Annotated in this window: 18 protein-coding genes; 10 read left to right on the forward strand and 8 right to left on the reverse strand. The window is 36.9% G+C overall.

The genetic code is table 11. The annotated features are described in order from the left end of the window. Window positions 1–58: 58 nt before the first annotated feature. Complete coding sequence (gene tsaA / locus AC1Q6O_RS10125; protein WP_171365521.1) at window positions 59–520, forward strand: tRNA (N6-threonylcarbamoyladenosine(37)-N6)-methyltransferase TrmO; 462 nt, start codon at window positions 59–61, stop codon at window positions 518–520. Between the two features lie 82 nt (window positions 521–602). On the opposite strand, the gene AC1Q6O_RS10130 is transcribed toward tsaA, so the two are convergent. After that, window positions 603–1,292 carry a response regulator transcription factor gene (locus AC1Q6O_RS10130; RefSeq protein WP_008180826.1) on the reverse strand — a complete coding sequence of 230 codons (690 nt, stop codon included), beginning with the start codon at window positions 1,290–1,292 and terminating at the stop codon, window positions 603–605. 141 nt (window positions 1,293–1,433) lie between these two features. Between AC1Q6O_RS10130 and AC1Q6O_RS10135 the strand changes: the two genes are divergently transcribed. The 7 genes from AC1Q6O_RS10135 to AC1Q6O_RS10165 all read left to right on the forward strand — a co-directional run bounded on the left by AC1Q6O_RS10135 (window position 1,434) and on the right by AC1Q6O_RS10165 (window position 7,233). Next, complete coding sequence (locus AC1Q6O_RS10135; protein ID WP_366669048.1) at window positions 1,434–3,059, forward strand: flavin-containing monooxygenase; 1,626 nt, start codon at window positions 1,434–1,436, stop codon at window positions 3,057–3,059. Window positions 3,060–3,084: 25 nt separating this feature from the next. Then, window positions 3,085–3,810: an SDR family NAD(P)-dependent oxidoreductase gene (locus tag AC1Q6O_RS10140; RefSeq protein ID WP_107922034.1), complete on the forward strand. Its 726-nt coding sequence runs from the start codon at window positions 3,085–3,087 to the stop codon at window positions 3,808–3,810. Between the two features lie 29 nt (window positions 3,811–3,839). After that, on the forward strand, window positions 3,840–4,793 hold the full coding sequence (locus tag AC1Q6O_RS10145; RefSeq protein ID WP_090002887.1) for an alpha/beta hydrolase: 954 nt from the start codon (window positions 3,840–3,842) through the stop codon (window positions 4,791–4,793). 127 nt (window positions 4,794–4,920) lie between these two features. Then, window positions 4,921–5,337 carry a YugN family protein gene (locus AC1Q6O_RS10150; RefSeq protein ID WP_089986701.1) on the forward strand — a complete coding sequence of 139 codons (417 nt, stop codon included), beginning with the start codon at window positions 4,921–4,923 and terminating at the stop codon, window positions 5,335–5,337. Window positions 5,338–5,488: 151 nt separating this feature from the next. After that, window positions 5,489–5,653 carry a hypothetical protein gene (locus AC1Q6O_RS10155; RefSeq protein WP_008180835.1) on the forward strand — a complete coding sequence of 55 codons (165 nt, stop codon included), beginning with the start codon at window positions 5,489–5,491 and terminating at the stop codon, window positions 5,651–5,653. Between the two features lie 41 nt (window positions 5,654–5,694). Then, entirely contained in the window at window positions 5,695–6,762 is a 1,068-nt protein-coding gene (locus AC1Q6O_RS10160; RefSeq protein ID WP_492401108.1) for a PQQ-dependent sugar dehydrogenase, read from the forward strand. Between the two features lie 51 nt (window positions 6,763–6,813). Beyond that, entirely contained in the window at window positions 6,814–7,233 is a 420-nt protein-coding gene (locus AC1Q6O_RS10165; protein ID WP_090002889.1) for a universal stress protein, read from the forward strand. Between the two features lie 82 nt (window positions 7,234–7,315). On the opposite strand, the gene AC1Q6O_RS10170 is transcribed toward AC1Q6O_RS10165, so the two are convergent. The 7 genes from AC1Q6O_RS10170 to AC1Q6O_RS10200 all read right to left on the reverse strand — a co-directional run bounded on the left by AC1Q6O_RS10170 (window position 7,316) and on the right by AC1Q6O_RS10200 (window position 14,597). After that, on the reverse strand, window positions 7,316–8,173 hold the full coding sequence (locus AC1Q6O_RS10170; protein WP_036119322.1) for a DUF6612 family protein: 858 nt from the start codon (window positions 8,171–8,173) through the stop codon (window positions 7,316–7,318). Window positions 8,174–8,421: 248 nt separating this feature from the next. After that, a complete protein-coding gene (gene qoxD, locus AC1Q6O_RS10175; protein ID WP_008180843.1) occupies window positions 8,422–8,703 on the reverse strand; it encodes a cytochrome aa3 quinol oxidase subunit IV in 282 nt (93 codons plus the stop codon). Next, entirely contained in the window at window positions 8,703–9,302 is a 600-nt protein-coding gene (gene qoxC / locus AC1Q6O_RS10180) for a cytochrome aa3 quinol oxidase subunit III (protein WP_025114588.1), read from the reverse strand. Before qoxC ends, qoxD begins: the two co-directional genes overlap by 1 nt. Window position 9,303: 1 nt before the next feature. Further along, the gene (qoxB, locus tag AC1Q6O_RS10185) at window positions 9,304–11,247 is read right to left on the reverse strand and encodes a cytochrome aa3 quinol oxidase subunit I (protein WP_089986698.1); all 1,944 of its coding nucleotides are present in this window, start codon (window positions 11,245–11,247) and stop codon (window positions 9,304–9,306) included. A 60-nt stretch (window positions 11,248–11,307) separates the two neighbouring features. Next, window positions 11,308–12,213 (reverse strand): cytochrome aa3 quinol oxidase subunit II, encoded by a 906-nt coding sequence (gene qoxA, locus AC1Q6O_RS10190; protein WP_008180850.1) that lies wholly within the window; start codon window positions 12,211–12,213, stop codon window positions 11,308–11,310. Window positions 12,214–13,031: 818 nt separating this feature from the next. Then, window positions 13,032–13,874, reverse strand: coding sequence for a DUF2785 domain-containing protein (locus tag AC1Q6O_RS10195; RefSeq protein ID WP_171365518.1), 843 nt, complete (start codon window positions 13,872–13,874; stop codon window positions 13,032–13,034). A gap of 258 nt (window positions 13,875–14,132) precedes the next feature. Continuing rightward, window positions 14,133–14,597: a hypothetical protein gene (locus AC1Q6O_RS10200; RefSeq protein WP_089986695.1), complete on the reverse strand. Its 465-nt coding sequence runs from the start codon at window positions 14,595–14,597 to the stop codon at window positions 14,133–14,135. A 202-nt stretch (window positions 14,598–14,799) separates the two neighbouring features. Here AC1Q6O_RS10200 and AC1Q6O_RS10205 point away from each other — a divergent pair, with 202 nt between their 5' ends. After that, the gene (locus AC1Q6O_RS10205; protein ID WP_255250382.1) at window positions 14,800–15,792 is read left to right on the forward strand and encodes a DUF3196 family protein; all 993 of its coding nucleotides are present in this window, start codon (window positions 14,800–14,802) and stop codon (window positions 15,790–15,792) included. A 119-nt stretch (window positions 15,793–15,911) separates the two neighbouring features. Further along, a complete protein-coding gene (gene tig / locus AC1Q6O_RS10210; protein WP_036119311.1) occupies window positions 15,912–17,201 on the forward strand; it encodes a trigger factor in 1,290 nt (429 codons plus the stop codon). The last annotated feature ends 188 nt before the right edge of the window (window positions 17,202–17,389 follow it).

Consider the following 17,389-nt stretch of genomic DNA (forward strand, 5'->3'; position numbering starts at 1 on the left):
TAATCACCTTTTTTTTATTTATTCCTATATACTGGAATTAGGGAATGGGGATGATGGAATGCAATATATGATTCAACCAGTTGCTACAGTTAGCAATAGCCGGAAAACAATAAAAGATGATCATTGGGGAGAAATTATTTCAACCATTGAACTCTCAGAAAATTTGCATGAAGAGTCGTTGAAAGGATTAGAAGATTTTTCTCATATAGAGATCATTTTTTATTTTGATCAGGTTTCAGACGAACAAATTCAGTATGAAGCAAGGCATCCAAGAAATAATCAAAACTATCCAAAGGTCGGCATTTTCGCACAAAGAGGGAAAAATAGACCTAATAAAATAGGCATTACGATGGTTGAATTGGTAGAGGTCAAACAGAGGACTTTGATTGTAAAAGGACTTGATGCCATTGATGGGACGCCTATTATAGACATGAAGCCAGTGATGAAAGAATTCCTACCGAAAGGAGTTATTAAACAGCCAGCATGGTCAACGGATATAATGAAAGCATATTGGGAATGAATGTAACTAATGTGATATTAGCTTATTTTCGATTCAGATGCCTAATTCGATAGGCTAAAGGGGGAGTGGTCTGTTCCCCCTATTAAATAACTCCCTCTTGATATAAAATACTGATGGCATGAGTGCGATTTTTGGCCTGTAACTTTTTGATGGCGGATTTTACGTATTGATTGATCGTTAATTCACTTAAATTCATAAAATCGGCCATTTCCTTCGTACTATCTCCTAAAGCAATTTGTCTCATGACCTCTAATTCTCTCTTACTAAGTATACTTCCCTTTTTATGGTCTCTAGCTTGAATGATGAGCTGACCAATCACATTGCCAAAGGCTGTAAAGTCATCTAGTAGCTTTTCAGTTATTTTATCCATATCTATTTGTGTACTGCAAATATAACCAAACACATAATGTCCAATAAAGATAGGAACAATTAAAAAAGCGTTGTTTTGAGAGGAGATGGAATATTTAATACTAATGTTTTTTAAATAGTCCATGCCCGTACAAAATTTAGCTTTTTTCTCAACGATAGCTGAATAAATAATAGGGAAGCTTCGTATTTCCTCACGAATTTCTCCGATATGACTGCCACCTTCTTCATTTAAAAAAATAATACCTTCAGCGACAAAGCCTATCGGTGAATACCTTAATAAATAAGCATCCTTAATCGGAAAAGAATCTAGATATACCTGCAAAATGTGAATCAACAACTCTTCGTGATTGGAATAGTTTTGCACAGTGTCGAAACGTTTTTGAATGGTATAGAGATTGGACATGACCTATCCCCTTTTTTAAGTATATACTACGCTTAAAATAAGGAATTTTCAATATTTTCTGTAAGTTGTAGCATTTATGTTAAGAAAAGCTATTTTTTTCTTAATGTTCACTTGAGAATTTATTAGATGAGGGGGAATGATGTGAAAAATCAACCAATTAAAGAGGTAGATGCAGTTATTCTAGGCGCAGGATTTGCAGGCTTATATATGTTACATCAATTAAAGAGTAAAGGATTTTCAACGATCGTCTATGAAACTGGTGATGGTGTAGGAGGCGTTTGGTATTGGAATCGATATCCTGGTGCTAGATGTGACATTGAAAGTATTTATTATAATTATACTTTCTCTAAAGAATTATATGAAGAATGGACGTGGACATCTAGATTTCCTGAGCAAGAAGAAATATTACGGTATTTAAACTATGTGGCAGATCGTTTAAAATTACGATCCAATATTCAATTCAACACACGCGTCAAGGCTGCACATTTTGATGAGGAACAGCATAAATGGCTGGTTCATCTAAATGATGGGCATCAAGTTTTAGCGAAGTATTTTATTACAGGGATAGGCTGCCTTTCTGCAGCGAATGTTCCTAAGTTTCAAGGGTTAGATCAGTTTAGTGGAAAATGGTACCATACCGGGCATTGGCCACATGAAAAGGTAGATTTCACAGGCAAAAGAGTAGGGATTATTGGAACGGGCTCCAGTGGTATTCAAGCCATTCCGGTAATTGCTAAAGAAGCCAAGCATTTAACCGTCTTTCAACGAACACCACAGTATACAATTCCTGCTCGTAATCATCTGTATGATGAAGACTTTATACGAGAGACTAAGGGGAATTTCAAAAATCTAAAGCATGCAATGAGGAATTCTGTTTCAGGCACCCCTTTTGCCTATAACCACCCATCTGCCATTGAGGATAGTGATCATCATAGACAGGAAGTTTTTGAGGAAGCATGGGCACAGGGTGGTTTTGCCTTTGCATCGACTTACAAGGATTTATTAACAAATGAACAGTCGAATGAAAAGGCGGCAGCATTTATTCGTTCTAAAATACGCGAAACTGTTCAAGATCCGACCGTTGCAGAGAAGTTATGTCCCAAGTATATGTATGGTACAAAAAGACAAGTTTTAGATAGCGATTATTTTGAAACCTATAACAGAGATAATGTTTTATTGGTGGATGTAAAGGAATCGCCCATCTTAGAGATTACTGAAACAGGGGTCCAAACAGCTAGCGATCATTTCGAGTTAGATATTATCATATTTGCAACGGGCTATGACGGCATGACGGGTCCCTTATTTAAAATAGATATTCGTGGAAGGAATGGCGTGACATTAAAAGACAAATGGGAAAATGGTGCATCTGTTCAAACCTATCTTGGACTAGCTACAGCCAGCTTTCCAAATCTATTTATGATTACAGGTCCAGAAAGTCCTTCTGTCCTTGTAAATATGCCAATCGCTATAGAGCAACATGTAGAATGGATAGCACAATGCATCGATTATTTACGTGAACATGATATCGATGTCATGGAGACAAATGCGGAGGCAGAGCAGGCATGGAGTAAACATTGTCGAGAGATTGCGAATGAAACATTATATGTAAAAGGCGATTCGTGGTATACAGGCTCAAATATTGCAGGGAAACCACGTAGCTTCTTAATCTATCTAGGTGGCTTCGATTATTACACAAAACGCTGTCAGGAAGTTGCCCAAAATAATTATGAAGGCTTTCAGCTATTAAAATTAAAATCTATATCATAGTGTCTGAGGAAGGAGCATAAATAATATGGAGCAGCAAGTAGTGATTATTACTGGTGCGGGAAGCGGAATAGGTAGAGAAACAGCTAAACTACTAGCGACAAAAAACAAGGCATTAATATTAGTAGATTTTGATGAAAGGAGTGGTCAGGACACTTTAAAAGCTGTGAAAGAGCATCAGCAGCAGGCCATTTTTGTCCAAGCAGATGTTTCCAACAGTCAAGATGTAAGGAAGTATGTGGATGCTGCCAAGCAGGCTTTTGGTCGAATTGATGCTTTCATTAACAATGCGGGCATTTTAAGTCCACCCACATTGTTAGGTGATTTAGATGAGGAGATGTTTGATCGTGTAATCTCGGTCAATCTGAAAGGGGCATTTTTAGGTTTAAAGTATGTGCTAAAAGAGATGGAACAACAACAATCAGGTGTCATCGTGAATACCGCCTCAGCTGCTGGAATACAAGGGCAGCCCTATATGGGAGGCTATTCGGCAAGCAAGCATGGTGTCATCGGGCTAACTAAAACGGCTGCTATAGAATATGGACCTAGCGGCGTCCGCGTAAATGCTATATGCCCCGGTGGTGTTAGGACCAACATGACAAAGGGACTTGAAACAGGCCCTGAGGAGAATGGGCCTCTAAGAAGATTAGCAAACCCTACTGAAATCGCAAATGTAATCGCTTTCTTAATTTCGCAGGAGTCTTCCTATATGAATGGTGCAGTTGTGACAATTGATGGCGGACTTACATCATAAAGAATTGATAAAAGAGAGGATGAAGCTTAATGGAACATCGTATTGATCCGGAACTAAAAGAATTATTAGCTGTTTTTCCACCTTTAGACTTAGACAATGTACAAGCTACAAGAGATGGGATGGCGGCTGTAGCTGTACCAGCAACAATAGACGAGCAGATTATAGTTACTAATAAAATGATTCAAGGACCTGAAGAGGGTGTTGCACTGCGCATTAGAATCTACCAGCCAAAAGACCAAAGTGAAATTTACCCAGCATTGGTGTGGATTCATGGAGGTGGCTATGTTTTAGGAGCTCCAGAGGGCGATGATTTGCTTTGTCAGCGCTTCGTTACAGATGCAAAGTGCGTCGTTGTATCAGTAGACTACAGACTTGCACCTGAGTATCCTTACCCAGTACCACTCGAAGATTGTTATACTGCGTTAAAATGGGTGGCAGATCATGCAGATGCACTAAGGATTGATAATCAACGTATAGGGATAGCCGGGGCAAGTGCTGGGGGTGGGCTAACCGCTGCTCTTGCATTGCTAGCACGTGATCGCAATTATCCAAAGCTTAGCTTCCAAATGCCTTTATATCCAATGATAGATGATCGGAATAATACACCATCCGCCTTAGAAATTACTGGTCATATGATCTGGAACCATTCCCTTAATCAAAAGGGATGGGAAATGTATTTAAATGGAGAAAACGGTAGTGACAATGTGCCACCATACGCTGCTGCTGCAAGAGCCGATGACTTAACTGGGCTTCCCTTTACTTACACATGTGTTGGTCAGCTAGATCCGTTCCGTGATGAAACGTTACAATATGTAACGAAGCTCTGTCAGGCAGGTGTCGATGTTGAGTTTCATTTATATCCAGGATGCTATCATGGCTTTGAAAGCTTAGTGCCAACTGCCACGGTTAGCCTAAGAACTGTTACAGAATATGTAGAAGCCGCTAAATATGTTTTAAATCGAACAGTGTCAGTTCCTTTATAAATATTGACGAAAATCTCGATACCTTGTTAGTTTAGGGCTTCGGGATTTTTTTGCTGAATGCGAGAAATAGTTTGTAATTCCTCTTTTTAGGATAGACTTTTATTAAGTGAAAGGAGGAGGTTTCAAATTGCTACAGTTTGATTCAAAAATAGTTGGAAAAGAGATAGGCTATGGTTATTTGCGAGATCATATTATTGATCGCGGTTTTACAATTGGTGGGAATTGGGAGTATCATAAAGGGAGCTTTGACGCGGTACTATGGAGAGGTGGCGGCGAAACGATCTATTTGCGCGTGCCCTTTATCGTAACAGTTGGGGAATTAGATAATGAAGATGCCCAAATTCGATTTCAAAAGCCGTTTGTTATTAAACATGTTGCTAACGTTGGTTTAGATTATGATGAAGGCTCTTTACTGGATGCTACAGGAGCTAGTCAGTTCCAGACGCCGCTTGATAAGGATGGGCATATTCATGATAAAAGTAGATGGATACAGGCGGGTGAACAAGTTGTAGAAGAAAAAGTATTGCCTTTTTTTATCAACTAATTAGATAAATATGTATATTCTTTCGAGAAATCGTATGTCTTTTATCCTTGGATTTTTGGGAACTTATAATCAAAAATAGAAAATAGAATTGTCGTAAGAATTTACCAACCTTATAATAGTGTTAGCATACACTACTATAAGAGGTGAGTTTATGGATAAAATAACAATAGATGATTTTTATTATTCCTATCAAAAATTACGACAAGAACGACTCATCCATCGAAAAGAAGCTTATCTTAAAGTACTAGAGCACACAAAAACATTTGGTGAAATAATTATGTTTGAAAGTATAAAAATAAGTAAAAGAGACGTCTAGGGCCGACGTCTTTTTCTATTTTCAAAAAAGGAGGAGACAAGATGAAGCGAATGATTCCCATTTTGCTGCTAGCCATTTTTATGTGTGCGGCCTGTACTTCTACCAAGGAGAAGAATGAGAGGATGGTAAAACAAGAAGAACCCTCAAAAGTCATTCCAAACGTTGAAATAATAGCGAAGCAATTACGAACACCTTGGTCGATTGAAAAAAGCGATACAGCATTATATGTAACAGAAAGACCAGGCAATATTGTGAAGATCATGGAAGGTGAAGTTGCAAGACAACAGGTCCTATTAAAGAAGGAATTATCGACAGCTCCTGAAGCTGGCCTCCTAGGATTTGTGTTATCTCCTGATTTTACGACAACCCATATTGCTTATGCTTACTATACGTATGAAGAGGGATCAGCACAATTTAATCGGGTTGTAACATTAACGCTAATCGATAATAAGAGGCAGGAAACAGATCTCTTAATTGATCGAATACAGAGCGGTACATATCATCATGGCGGACGTTTAAAAATAGGTCCCGATAGGAAATTGTATGTTACTGTCGGAGATGCCACTCAGCCATCTTTAGCACAGGATTTAGATGCATTGGAAGGAAAGATTTTACGACTCAATTTGGACGGTTCCATACCGAATGATAATCCTTTTCCTCGTTCTTATGTGTATAGCTATGGGCATCGAAATCCGCAGGGATTAGCATGGGCAACGGATGGTACGATGTACGCAAGCGAACATGGCAATGCGGCCAATGACGAAATCAACATGATTGAAAAAGGGAAGAATTATGGTTGGCCACTTATGGAGGGAACAGACAAACAGCAACATATGGTCACGCCACTATTTACCTCAGGCTCGACGAAAACGTGGGCGCCATCTGGTATTACTGTAGTAGATGATCATTTATATGCTGCAGCACTAAGGGGGACTGCGGTGCTAACATTTGATGTAAACATGAAAAAACAAGATATGCTACTATCGGAATTTGGAAGAATACGAGATGTTTTTATGGATGGTAGCTACTTATACTTTATTAGTAATAATACGGATGGACGCGGCAATCCTCAACCCGATGACGATAAACTATACAGAATACCGTTATGATATAATATTTGTGAAAACATGGAATGGCATGATGAATGGAGAGGACTAAATATGGCTAATTATTTTAAAATCGCAGTAGCAATTGATTTCTCAGAACAATCATTGAAGGCTTTAGAAAGAGCGAGTCAAGTAGCAATGCAACACAATGCTACTTTGCAATTAGTGAATGTGATTGATACAAAATCTTTTGGAGCGGTGTCAGCATATGATTTAAAATATGCGGAAGAATTGAAGAAAGAAAACAAGAGCAAAATGGAAAGCTTAGAAAAGCAAGTGGTTCAGACAGGTGTTCAAAGTGTAGAATCTGTAGTAGAAACGGGTTCGCCAAAGGGGATCTTGACACAGCTTACGAATGTTGATTTGATCGTATGTGGGGCAACCGGGTTAAATCGAATGGAAAAAATGATGCTAGGGTCTGTAGCAGAAAAAGTAGTACGTCATGCTCATTGTGATGTATTAATCGTTCGATAATTTTACGGAAATCTTCGTCATATTTATATGGATAAAGACAAAACAAACCTGCTTGTAGATAGATGACAAGCAGGTTTGTTTATTATTCGATTGTTTGTGCGTTATCTACAATGCTTTGAGGAATATCAATTGTTTTAAGATGATTGAAATCAGTATAAGTAACGACTGATTTTGTATTCATTAACAATTCATCGCCTTCTACTGCCATTTTTAAATCAAAATTCATATCCATTTTTTTCGTATCGAAAGTCTCTTTATCAATGTGTAGCACATAGTTGATTTTTTCGATTGTTAATTGATCCATAGGGTTTTCTTCTAATCCCATGTCCTCTATTGATTTATTAATCTCAGAATCAATTAGCTCTTTAAATTTATCACCTTTTGCTTCTAATGTAAGGACATATTCTTTATCGGTTTGTTCAAATGTAAAATCATTAATAAACTTTTTAAGTTGTTCTAACTGTTCTTTAGCGTCAGCAGAAGCAGCCGTTTGATCTAAAATAGCATCAAAGTTCTCATCAGGAAGCTTTAACCAGCTGTCTGTAGTCACATCTTTCATGAAAAGGCCAGCGTCTTTTTTCATATACATTTCAATAGGCATGTCCGTTGTTTCTTGGCCTTCACTCATCATATCTGGCATCGACATAGAGCCTGATAAATGCATTGCTAGTGGGTCGACGATAATGTCCATTTCCATTTTAGAGTTAATAGAGAACTCCATCGCCTCTTCACCAGATCCAACCTTCGTTACCTGTGTCATATCCATATTGGCACTAGCACTTTTAATGTCAGACTGACGATCCACTGCCTTGTCATACACTTGTTCTAAAGTGAGGTTGCTAGTTTTAGTTGTGTCTTTCGTAGGTGTGGCACTTGAATTACAAGCAGCAAGCGTCAATGCTAGTGTTCCAACTGCTAGTACTTTAAAAATCTTCTTCATTACTTTCATCTCCTATTCTTGGTAAAAAACACTATCTACTAATATACGCCCAAGAAAAGGAAAAGTTTCGTTATTCTATAAAATGTATCTAAATACTTAGTAAAAAAACAATAATCTTGCAATAATGACCAGAAAGAAGCATGAAAATTAATAAAAAAGCTGTCACCAACCAATCGTTTAATACGAAAGTAGGTGACAGCTTTTTGAGGAGCTTTTCAATAAGCTCGAAAATATCTACATGTAATTGCTTAGTAACCCCAGATCATGGCGAACAATGTACCAATGATTGTTACAACACCTACGAATACTGAATATAAAATCGTTGTATATAACGTTTTCTTATCTTCAGATTCACCGATGTGCATGAATAACACTAACTGTACAGTTGCTTGTGCAAGGGCAGTGACAAGTAAAATAGCAAATGCCACTTTATAACTCATATCAAAGGTTACAACGGCTAAAGCGACAAGTGTCAGTAATAGTGAGAAGCCGAAGCCCATGACATGTTGTTTTGGGAATAATTCCTTCATCAGCTAATCAGTCCTTTCAAATAGACGAAGCTGAAGATGAAAATCCAAACAACGTCTAGGAAATGCCAGTACAATGAGAAGATAAACGCTTTGTTCGCTGTTTGTGGATTTAAACCACGTTTAGCTACTTGGATAATGATAGCTAGGCCCCAGAAGAAACCAAATGTTACGTGGGCACCGTGTGTTCCAAGTAATGTCATTAATGATGACAGGAATGCGCTTGTTTGAATTGTCGCACCTTCATGTACATAAGTGATGAACTCATCAATCTCAATAGCTAAGAAACCTAAGCCGAGTAAAAGGGTAATGATGAAGAAAGTCATCATTGCCTTTTTACGACCAATACGCATTGCATGAACACCCAGACCAATTGTGAAACTACTTGTTAATAATAAGAATGTTTCCCATAAAACTGGTGTTAACTCAAAGATTTCAGCACCATTCGGGCCACTACCTGTCCGTGTGTGAAGTGTGAAATACACAGTAAACAATGTGGCAAATAACACGATCTCGGCGCCAAGGAAAATCCAGAAACCAAAGATTTTTAGGCGATTTTCCTCTGTACTATATTCTAATGGAAGTGAAGAATCGATTTTCATATTATTTATCACCTCTCAAGCTTTTCTCAGTTGCCATGACTTCCTCAACTGAAATATAACGACCATGGTCTTTTTCGAAAGAACGATGGATCATGAAGCCAAATACACCAAGCATACTAATGATGGCTGGCACCCATAGATTGAATACAGCGAAGAATGCTGCAAGGAAGAAGAATCCACTCATCCAGAAAGGTGTGCCTGTATTATTTGGCATGTGAATTTTTTCAATTTTACCTGCTGTAATATCGCGACCTTCTTTTTTCGCGAACCAGAACTCATCTAAGCGAGTAACAGTTGGAACAACTGCAAAGTTGTATTCTGGTACTGGAGAATGAGTAGCCCATTCAAGTGTACGACCTTCCCATACATCTGCCTTTTCATTACGAGGCATATGTTTCCAGCTATAGTAGATATTGTAAACGATCAGCGCAAAGCCGACTGCAAGTCCTAAAGCACCAACGAATGATAACATGTTCAATGGTCCATAGCCTGTTGATTCTGAGTAAGTGTACATACGACGAGCATAACCATCTAAACCTAAAATGAATAGTGGGAAGAATGTTACGTTGAAGCTGATTGCAATGAACCAGAACGCAGTTTTCCCTAATTTTTCATTTAAACGGAAACCGAACATTTTTGGCCACCAGTAGTGGTAACCTGCAAGTACACCGAATACTGTACCTGGAATTAAAACGTAGTGGAAGTGGGCAACTAAGAACATCGTATTATGATATTGATAGTCAGCACTTGCCATCGCTAGCATTACCCCTGTAACCCCACCAATTGTGAAGATTGGAATAAAGCCAAGAGCATAAAGCATCGGTGTTGTAAATTGAATTTTCCCGTTCCTCATCGTCAGTAGCCAGTTAAATATTTTAACACCGGTTGGAACGGCGATTGCCATTGTTGTAATAGAGAATACGCTGTTTACCATTACCCCGTGACCCATTGTATAGAAGTGGTGGGCCCAAACTACGAATGATAGTAAAGAAATGACAACCATACTCATAACCATTGATTTATAGCCGTACAAGTTTTTACGCGCAAATGTTGCAATGATTTCTGAGAAAATACCGAAAGCAGGTAGAATAACGATATAAACTTCAGGATGTCCCCAAACCCAGAATAGGTTGGCCCAAAGCATATCCATACCGCCGTCTTGCATTGCAAAGAATTTAGTACCGAATTGACGGTCTAACATCATAAGAGCAAGCGCTACAGTTAATACTGGGAATGCGAATACAATAATTACGTTTGTAATTAAAATCGACCAAGTAAACATTGGCATTTTCATTAATTTCATACCAGGTGCACGCATTTTAATAATAGTCGTGATGAAGTTAACACCTGTCATTAATGTACCAATACCTGATAATTGAAGTGCTAAAGAATAATAGTTATTCCCTACAGTCGGACTGAAATCCGTACTGGCAAGAGGGAAGTAGGCTGTCCAACCAGCGTCTGGTGAACCACCGATAATGAATGATAAGTTTAATAAACCAGCACCTGCTGCGAATAGCCAAAAGCTGACAGCATTTAAACGTGGGAAAGCAACGTCACGTGCACCAATTTGAAGTGGGATGACAATGTTCATTAAACCAATAACAAATGGCATCGCCATAAATAAAATCATTAATAAACCGTGTGTTGTGAAAATTTCATTATAATGTTGTGCATCAAGAAGCCCGTTATCCGGAACAGCTGTTTGTGCACGCATTAATAGTGCATCGATACCACCGCGGAATAGCATTAATAATGCTACAGCGATATACATAATCCCGATTTTTTTATGGTCAACAGTTGATAGCCAGTTTTTGTAGAAATAGCCCCATTTTTTGAAATAAGTAAGGCCAGCTACGATAACGACTGCTCCAACTACGATACTAATAGCTGCCGCTAAAATCATCGGTTCTTGCATTGGATGGAATAATTCTTCCATACTCATTGGATGCGCTCCTTTCAAAATTAAAAATTAATATTCTACTCGTTCAAAGTTAAATGTAAATTAATGACCTGAATGTTCATTATTCATATCTTCTTCAGACATGTCACCATGGTCCATGTCACCCATTTTCATGTTTTTACCATGTTCCATTGGGGCAGGGCTGAATTCTAAGTGTGTAGATGAGAAGCTTTGGCGACCAACATGCTCAGCCTTTAATAGCTCATCAAATTTTTCTTCTGTTAATGGTTTTTCTTTTGCTTTAACATCAGCAACCCATTTATCGAAGTCTTCTTGTGTCATAGATTGTGCTTCAAATTCCATTTCTGCAAATCCACGTCCATTGAAGTTAGAGTTACGTCCCATGAATGAACCCACTTCATCTGCTGCAAGGTGGATAGTTGTTAACATATCACTCATGGCATATTTTTGACCTGCTAATTGAGGAATCCAGAAACTTGTAATCGGACCGAATGAGTATAATTTAAACTCAATTGGACGATCCACTGGAAGATTGACATAGTTAACTGTTTCAACACCTTCTTCAGGGTAACTAAAATGCCATTTCCAGTTTGATGATGATGCATAAATTACTAAAGGTTCTTTATCGTCATATCCTGCTGGCTGAGCCTCTACAGTAGATGTTGTTCTTACAGTTACAACAGCCAAGAATGCAACAATAATAATAGGAATTACTGTCCATGTGATTTCTAGAAGATGGCTACCCTCTTCATGAGGTGGCTCATAATCTGCAGATGCTTTTGACGCACGATATTTAGTTAGCATAAAGGCTAAAAGCACATACACGACTAGTAATATAAAGGCCATTGTAATAATGGATAAAATAATTGTGTTTGATAATGTTTCTGCATTTGGTCCTTTAGGATTGAACACTGTTAATGGCTCACATCCAGCAAGTAGTGCAAGGGCACCCAATGCTACAAACATTAAACTTAATTTTTTCTTCATGTTTGACTCCTTTCTATAGAACGGCTATTCATAAAATTCATGTGTTTTTTGTCAGTTCACATTTATAAATAGTGGATACTGAGGTCACCTCTTTTATCTTGGCGTACCAATCAACAACTTAAGAATTTACAATGGCATGGTTCAATATGAAACATAAATCTTGAAGTTGATTGGTCTAATGCAAGCGTTAGCAAAATCAATGATTTGTGCAATCGTTTCACATACGTACATGTCTATAACGATTGTCACAGCTTGTCGTTGTTTGCACATTGGATTATACGCCCTGTTTTTAAGAAAAAACATAATTTTGTTATGAAAATGATAGTAAAGATACATTGAATTTGAACATTTTTTGAACAAAAAACGTTATTTTAGTATTGGTATTTTAAGGTTTTGTTTATTAAACACTGTGGAAACGTTGAAAATACTGCATTCTTCATGTTTACCTAAGTAAATAGTTTTTTTTATGAAAAATTGCATTTCACATTTTGGACGCTGTTTTGTAATAAAATCCGTATCCCATCGGACATAATAATATATTTCATTTGCCTTTTTTCTATAAAAGGAGTAGAAGAAGACTCATTGTGTGGAAACATTAGGATGAACTATCAATGAAAGGAATGATTGAAAAGGGAATAAATGGGGAGTGTTATTAATTATGTTAATATAACAAATAGTTTTCTTGATTATACATAAATTTACATATTTATATTCTATTTGAAAAACAAAAAGCAAACTAAGTAAATTCTTAGTTTGCTAAAATGGTAGAAATTTTTTATGTTTGTGAGAAAGATACGTAACGAATCAGCATTTTTTAGTCAGTCACCAAGCTTGAGCCATTTGGCTACTTGCCCATAGATTGTATTTTGTAGTTTGGGGGCTTTATTATTCATTTTTAAAGAAAAATATAATGTCTTCATGAAGTTTAATGTACAAGTGCGCCCACTAAAAAAGCTATCATTATAACCGTGCGTCATTAAATGCATTTCAAACTTATCAAAGGCTTGTTCAACAAATTCGATCAAAGCTTCCTCCGAGTAGTTTTGTTGTAATAAAGCATCTACTATGTTGATTAATCGCTCTTCTTCATCATTGACATAGACAGTGCCTTTCCACGTGACAAGCTTAAGTGCATGTAAAATGGATGGAGCATATTGCAAATCGAATTTTGGGTGTTTAATAGTCATGGAGGCTAAATCAGCCCCATGTGAAATGCTATGAGCCCATCCTTTATCCTTTACGTAACCTCTTGTATCTTGTTCTAATAATAGATAACGTCCAATTTTTTTAAAGAACGGCTGCAACTCCTCATCTTTTAAAACAAGCATCTCGGCATCCTTTGCAAGTATACCTGCAATAAGCAGTGCAGAGAATGATCTAGTAAAGACACTGTCTGTTGGTGCTTGTCCGATATGTACATATAAAAATTCCTCACTTGTTGCTGTCTCAAATAATAATTGTAATTGTTGTGTGCTTAATAAATTATCACTCAGTAAATCAACAAACGTACGATAAATTAAATGATCACGCAATTCAGCATCAGTTGAGCCAATGTGCGTTAACATCTCCTGTAAGAGCCATTCTCCGTTGTCCTTCATCACTGACTGACGTTCATGCAGTGTCATAGTAGAAAAAGATTGTAGTGTTTCTTTTACATTCATATTTATGTGCCTCCATCATAAGGTTTGTTCTATTATTATAGCTCCTTTTTCAAGCAAATCGACCAATTTGCAATCCTGATGCAGGACGGAAAGACACTTACTATTTGAATCGACAATACAAACACTTTAATGTTTGTGGCTGTTATAATATTATTTCCAGAAACTATAGAAAGTTGTTATGATAGAAACGCAATAAAATGGAAAGGCTTAAATAAGAGTAACAAAAAAAGACATACGATGAAGTATGTCTATCTCTACCTATATTATGGCTGCAGATTTTATACCGATTGGCCATTCAATCAGTGAATGCTGGTTTGTCTTCAGCTCAACGAGAATATTGGTATTTTTTATAGCATCAATAAGCCATTCGCTGTAATGACGATTCGGCTCAGGATGTTGTAAAATTTGATGCATATCTTTTTTGTCCACATGTAACAGCTTGTCATTACATTCGATGTTTACTTTTTGAGGAATAATGGAAAGAGATTCATTTTGATGCCCAAGTGCAATAGAACCAGGAATTGTTCCAAGAATACGTAAAAGATAAGTGCTAGCTTCTTGCGTATACACATCAATTTTTGTACGTGTTAAAAATTCAAATTCGATCGGATTATCTTGAATAGGTCCGTCCGCTGTAGAAAATGAAATGACTTTAATCGATAATGCCTCGAATGCAGGTGAGATACAATGGTCAAATTCAGTGATTGTATCTAGTAATTGCATGTATTCCACTCCTTATTAAGAACTTGATTTTCTGTATGCAGATAACTAGGAATAGTCTGCGAATTGTAATAAATTTTAGACTATTCTAATTATAATACATTTTATTACAAAATATGAATGTAAAAGCAATTATTTTTTGTAAAAAATAAGAAAATTGTGGATTTTTTAGTAAATAATCGAAATGAAAAATAGAACAGAGGAGGTGAGGGAATTGACAAAACGTAAGCGTCATGTTATTAAACATGACAATATTATTGTTTTTCCAGGCGCTGTCCAAACATTAATACGTGAAGGGCATATGTTTGCTGAAAATTATCAATACGAGAAAGCTGTTGCAAGTTTTGAAAAGGCCTTTATATATGAAACGGGTGATGAATTTGCGCTTAGCGCCTATGCCTTTGCTTTATACGAATTAAAGGATTATGACAAGGCAAAAGGAGTTTGTGAACAGCTTTTTACAATGGGGACAACAATGTATGTGGAAGTCATGGAATTGTATATTACAATTTGCATGCAGTTGAAGGAATATCATCAAGTAGAGACGTTGATCACGACCCTCCTAGAGGAAAGTGTACTGCCAAGTGATCAAGTGGAGAAATTTGAACGATTAAAAAGTCTTAATAGAGAAGTATCCAAAAATCTTGAAAAAAAAGAAAATGCGCAACGGTTTATAGAAGAGCAGGAGTATGAGCTTGAAAAATTTAGTGCACTAGCTGCGAATGAGCAATCTATCAAATTACATCGTCTGATGGATACCAATGTAAGACAGTTAAAAACGGCATTGCAAGCAATTATTGAAAGTACAACCGTCCATCCTTTTGTCCAAAGCTTGGCTTTAATCCTATTAGTTGAACAGGAAGTTTCAATTGATATTACGGTTTCAAAATTGGGGCATTCAAAAACGATAAACCCCGCACAACTATCTTTACCTAATCAATTACCACAATATGGTGAAATAAAAAATATAGTTGAAAGTAAGTTGACACAAGACCCAACGACGTTGGAAATGGTACAATACTTAATGGCGAAACATGCCATTGTCACATTTCCCTTTGAATGGCATCCATTTGAGGCGGAAGATGTTGCCTATAGTTATATAGATTTTGTATCATCAATGCTAGGGAATGTGAAAGAAATGGACTATGAAATCGTAGACTTTTTACAAATGTTAGAAAAGCTAACAGAACTACATTAGGTATGAAAAAAGTTGAAACTATACACATCTATGTTATACTAAAATGGTTGTCAAAATCGTAGTTACGAATGAATTGTCTAACATCCTAAACTTGATTATTTATTTGGAGGTATTTATACATGTCAGCAAAATGGGAAAAACAAGAAGGTAATATCGGTACTCTTACAATTGAAGTACCAGCTGCAGAAGTAGATGCAGCAATGGACCAAGCGTTCAAAAAAGTTGTAAAACAAATTAACGTACCAGGTTTCCGTAAAGGTAAAATGCCTCGTAAAATGTTCGAACAACGTTTCGGTATCGAATCTTTATACCAAGATGCATTAGAAATTATCGTTCCTGATTCTTATGCAAAGGCAATCGATGAAGCTGGAATTATGCCAGTTGATTACCCAGAAATCTCTGGTACAGAAAACTTTGTACATGGTCAAGATTTCTCATTCACTGCACAAGTAACAGTTAAACCAGAACCAAAACTTGGTGACTACAAAGGTCTAGAAGTAGCTAAACTTCCAGTTGAAGTAACTGATGAAGAAGTAGACGCTCAAATTCAAGACCAATTAGCTCGTAAAGCTGAACTTGAAATTAAAGAAGACGAAGCAATCGTTGAAGGCGATACAGCAGTAATCGATTTCGAAGGTTTCGTTGGTGAAGAAGCTTTTGAAGGTGGTAAAGGTGAAGACTATCCACTAGAAATCGGTTCTGGTTCTTTCATTCCTGGTTTTGAAGAGCAATTAACAGGTGTGAAAGCTGGCGAATCTAAAGATGTAGTTGTTACATTCCCAGAAGAATACCATGCTGCTGAATTAGCAGGCAAAGAAGCTACTTTCAAAGTAACAGTGAAAGAAGTTAAAACAAAAGTTCTTCCTGAATTAAATGATGAATTCGCAAAAGAATTAGATTCAGAAGTAGAAAGCGTAGAAGCTTTACGCGCTAAAATTAAAGAACAAACAGAAGCACAAAAAGTAGCAGAATCTGATGCATCTCTTCGTGATGAGCTAGTAGAAAAAGCTTCTGAAAATGCTGAGTTTGAAGTACCAGCAGGAATGATTAACTCTGAAACTGATCGTATGTTGCAAGAGTTTGGTCAACGTCTACAAACACAAGGTATGAACTTAGATCTATACTACCAATTCTCTGGCCAATCTGAAGAAGATTTACGTGGTCAAATGAAAGAAGAAGCAGAAAGCCGTGTACGTGTATCTTTAACACTAGAAGCGATTGCTGAAGCTGAAAAAATTGAAGCAACTGAAGCTGATATTGAAGCAGAATTAGAAAAAATGGCTGCTCAATTCAACATGACAAAAGAGCAAATTACAGGTGCTTTAGGTGGTACAGCAGTACTTGAAAACGACATCAAAATCCAAAAAACAGTTGAATTTTTAGTAGAAAACGCTAAAATTACTGAATAAGATTTTGTGTAATTAGATAGCTAAAAAAAACAAGGTACGGCATTAAACCGTGCCTTGTTTTATCACATCAACTAAAAATCAGTCCCCTTAAAGTTTAGTACGACTCACTTTACACTTCACTTATACATAGTATTGTTTTTATTTTTACACGATGCTCATTTTACTTCATTCTGTAAGATCATAATAAA

It is taken from the genome of Lysinibacillus sp. GW823-FHT06C08 (assembly GCF_058795135.1).

Coding starts and splice junctions, on each gene's coding strand:
- tsaA (WP_171365521.1), top strand. CDS start 59: ATGCAATATATGATTCAACCAGTTGCTACAGTTAGCAATAGCCGGAAA.
- AC1Q6O_RS10130 (WP_008180826.1), bottom strand. CDS start 1,292: ATGTCCAATCTCTATACCATTCAAAAACGTTTCGACACTGTGCAAAAC.
- AC1Q6O_RS10140 (WP_107922034.1), top strand. CDS start 3,085: ATGGAGCAGCAAGTAGTGATTATTACTGGTGCGGGAAGCGGAATAGGT.
- AC1Q6O_RS10145 (WP_090002887.1), top strand. CDS start 3,840: ATGGAACATCGTATTGATCCGGAACTAAAAGAATTATTAGCTGTTTTT.
- AC1Q6O_RS10155 (WP_008180835.1), top strand. CDS start 5,489: ATGGATAAAATAACAATAGATGATTTTTATTATTCCTATCAAAAATTA.
- AC1Q6O_RS10160 (WP_492401108.1), top strand. CDS start 5,695: ATGAAGCGAATGATTCCCATTTTGCTGCTAGCCATTTTTATGTGTGCG.
- AC1Q6O_RS10165 (WP_090002889.1), top strand. CDS start 6,814: ATGGCTAATTATTTTAAAATCGCAGTAGCAATTGATTTCTCAGAACAA.
- AC1Q6O_RS10170 (WP_036119322.1), bottom strand. CDS start 8,173: ATGAAGAAGATTTTTAAAGTACTAGCAGTTGGAACACTAGCATTGACG.
- qoxD (WP_008180843.1), bottom strand. CDS start 8,703: ATGAAGGAATTATTCCCAAAACAACATGTCATGGGCTTCGGCTTCTCA.
- qoxC (WP_025114588.1), bottom strand. CDS start 9,302: ATGAAAATCGATTCTTCACTTCCATTAGAATATAGTACAGAGGAAAAT.
- qoxB (WP_089986698.1), bottom strand. CDS start 11,247: ATGAGTATGGAAGAATTATTCCATCCAATGCAAGAACCGATGATTTTA.
- qoxA (WP_008180850.1), bottom strand. CDS start 12,213: ATGAAGAAAAAATTAAGTTTAATGTTTGTAGCATTGGGTGCCCTTGCA.
- AC1Q6O_RS10195 (WP_171365518.1), bottom strand. CDS start 13,874: ATGAATGTAAAAGAAACACTACAATCTTTTTCTACTATGACACTGCAT.
- AC1Q6O_RS10200 (WP_089986695.1), bottom strand. CDS start 14,597: ATGCAATTACTAGATACAATCACTGAATTTGACCATTGTATCTCACCT.
- tig (WP_036119311.1), top strand. CDS start 15,912: ATGTCAGCAAAATGGGAAAAACAAGAAGGTAATATCGGTACTCTTACA.